We start from the raw sequence: 3,056 nt of genomic DNA, 5'->3' as shown, positions 1-3,056 counted from the left end.
CAGTGGTAGTGCCGGTTGCCTGCATTCACAGCATTGGCGTTGATCGAGTCTCTTTCCCTGTTGCTGCTCACCGTCAAGCCATTTGGTGATGCATCCCAGGTGGAAAACATGAGGTTTTGGCTGGCAGGAAGTTCCGACCAGTGTGTACCCGGCAGATTGCCCTGTGGTGATCCCGTCGTCATCAAGGCAGATAGGACAGGTAAATGAGAAATCTGTGTGGTTGCTGGCACTATTCATCGCTTTAAGCTGTTTTGATACAGATGTTGGGTAAGACTGAAAATAGCAGGGAAAATTCCATAAAACAGCATTCATGAATAAGGCGTTTCCGGATAAACGTTTTAGTCGTATAGAAAGCAGTCACGAATTGCCGCGCAGGGCAGACTATTCGCGGTCAGCCTCCTGGTGCAGCTAAGCTCTGATATACATATACAGGCACCTGGTGAGTAGACTGACGGGGAAGTTTTTCATCACAGCACCCAAGAATTCATGCCCACACCGAAAACCGCACCGGACCTTTTCTCCTATCCCAAGTACAGATAAACTGAATAGCCGTTTTAAAAATATCTCCCCTGGCATGGAAATGAACATTGTGTAGACCTGAAGATATGACAGCCCAGGAGTCTGGACTGGCATGTCTGTTAAAATAGTGCTGATTTTTCATTCATAATGACATGCGCTTTATCTACCTTGCATGTTCTGTAGTCGATTCAGCAGATTGATTGCATAGTTGTGGGAAACAGCGCAGTTGAGTGGATTACTCAACATGATATCCCCTTTATAATGGAACAAGTATTGTTCTGCGGGATTACTTTCGTCCGGAGTGTACTGGGGGTGAACAAACAGGCATGAATCTGCCGGATTCAGTTGTTCTGTTGTCAGGTACTTCTGATAGATGTCGGCCGCGTAATTGATCAATGTGTTCATTGTTTCAGGTTTTCCCAGCATGATTTCCAGAACACTGGTGCGCTGTATGGGGGGGTATTGGGAAGGACTGGCATTGGAATTTTCCCGTGCAGACACAGTAAGTCCCAATTCCTCTGCTTTTGCCTGCAATACATCATATAACTCATCAAACCTGCCGTTATCCTTGTGTTTATGGTCGAGGTGCAAATGTATTGCATCCGGTTCCCGAGGGGTAAAACCGGAAATCAATTTGTTGATTTGATTATGGAGCTGTTTTGCTTCGGTGCTGTCCACTTTTATCATGGATTCAGCTTCAACATGGGCGTAGTAGGCAAATAGCTGGGATTCAGATGGATAATACACTTGACGTTCAATACCAAGCTTTGCAGCGAAGGTTTCAGTTTTAGGGCTTTGTCCGTGAAAGATTGGCTCTGATGCGAAACTGATACTGACCAGAGCAAAGGTATTGAGAAGGACCAGGGCAGTAGATTTTAACTTGATAAAGTTCAACATGGTGATTTTCCTTTTTAGTTAATTTATTGTTTTCTAAACTATTATACTTTTTGAGATTTTAAACTGACCTTCTGTTAAGTATTGCTAACATTGTCTGATGATAGTGATGTGCTGTTCTTTATCTGACTTGAATCAACTTGCGTTATGCTTTTTGGTCCCCGGTCATCTTCATTTTTCTGTCGCAACCAATGCTTATTGAATGCAATGCCAGTGTTAATACTAAAGCCCCACTAATTTATTGGCAGGCGGCCCTCAGGAGTTCTATGCAAGCGCTGTGGCCATGTCTGGTAGCTAAGCTCAGAGCCGTCAAGCCATCGTCAGTCTGCTCATTGATCAAGATGCCCCCAGTGGTCAGCAACGCTTCGACACACTCTGTTTCGCCGTATATTGCCGCCAGGTGAAGAGCCGTCTTGCCATCAACTTTCTCATTGACCAGGATGCCGACAGTAGCCAGTAACATCTTGGCGGACTCTATATTGCCGTATTTGGCCGCGATGTGGAGAGCAGTCCAGCCCTTGTCAGTCTTCTTATTGACCCGGATGTTTGGATGGGCCAGTAGTGTCTTGACGGACTCTGTACTATTGTATTTGGCAGCGATGTGAAGAGCGCTCCAGCCCTTGGTGGTCTTCTTATTGACCCGGATGTCCGGAGTGTCCAGTAATATCTCGACGGACTCTGCACTATTGTATTTAGCAGCGGTGTGGAGAGCGGTCCAGCCCTTGTTACTCTTCTTATTGATCCGGATGCCATCAGCGACCAGTAATGCCTTGACGGAATCTGTATTATCTTCTTTGGCAGCGATGTGGAGAGCGGTCAAGCCCTTGCCATTCTTCTTATTGACCCGGATACCGGGAGTGTTCAGCAACACTTTGAGGGACTCTGCACAGTCGTCTCCGGCAGCGATGTGGAGAGCCGTCCAGCCATAATTATCCGCCTTACTGACCTCGATGCCGGGAACAAGTAACACGTCGACGGACTCTGCGCAGTTGCCTAAGGCAACGAAGTGGAGTGCTGTCCAGCCCAGGTCATCGGTGACATAGATATCTGCTCCTGCGTCGAGCAGCCATTTCAGATGCTCGGATCTGCCCCATAATGCGGCGATCATCAGGGGCGTGACGCCCGCGTTATCAATGGCATTGATATTCACTTCGCTGTTAGCAAGCAGCTCTTTAAGACATCCGGTGTCGTTTTCTTTTTTGCTGTGATAGTGTTGGCGCATTCTGCGGTAATCATCGAAGCCTTCATAAATATTTCTGCTCGTGGCAGTCCATTGTTGATGATGCTCGAATGTGCCGGTTTTGTTGGCCATATGCAGGGGCGTTTCGCCGTTCTTATTGGTGGCATTGACATTCGCTCCGTGGGTAATCAACTGTTTCAGGCACTGGACGAGGCCGTTCTCAGCTGCGATGTGCAGAGGCGTCTGACCATCCTGGTCAGCAGCATTGACATCGGCCTGATGGTCGATCAGCGTTTGGGCGCAATCCATATGGCCGGAATCAATGGCGATGGCTAAAGGGTGTGCAGGCTGACCGGTGAGCACCGAGCGGTACGTCCGCCTTGCCAGACTGGCATCATCGACCAGCATCATGATCAGCGTTTTCAGATCCCCGGTACGGCAGGCATGAAGCATCAGGGATTCA

Annotated in this window: 3 protein-coding genes; all 3 read right to left on the bottom strand. The window is 48.1% G+C overall.

Features of this window, described 5'->3' with window-relative positions:
• Positions 1-312, bottom strand: a 312-nt coding sequence (locus tag KDK15_RS01055) for a hypothetical protein (protein WP_257293511.1), incomplete at its 3' end; no start/stop codon positions are given.
• Positions 313-678: 366 nt separating this feature from the next.
• Entirely contained in the window at positions 679-1,416 is a 738-nt protein-coding gene (locus KDK15_RS01050; RefSeq protein WP_257293510.1) for a hypothetical protein, read from the bottom strand.
• Between the two features lie 235 nt (positions 1,417-1,651).
• A partial coding sequence (locus KDK15_RS01045) for an ankyrin repeat domain-containing protein (RefSeq protein ID WP_257293509.1) occupies positions 1,652-3,056 on the bottom strand: 1,405 nt, incomplete at its 5' end.

Source organism: Endozoicomonas sp. YOMI1, from assembly GCF_024606345.1.
Classification (GTDB): domain Bacteria; phylum Pseudomonadota; class Gammaproteobacteria; order Pseudomonadales; family Endozoicomonadaceae; genus Endozoicomonas.
Note: the sequence above shows the minus strand (reverse complement) of the source record. Positions and strands in the feature narration are given on the sequence as shown.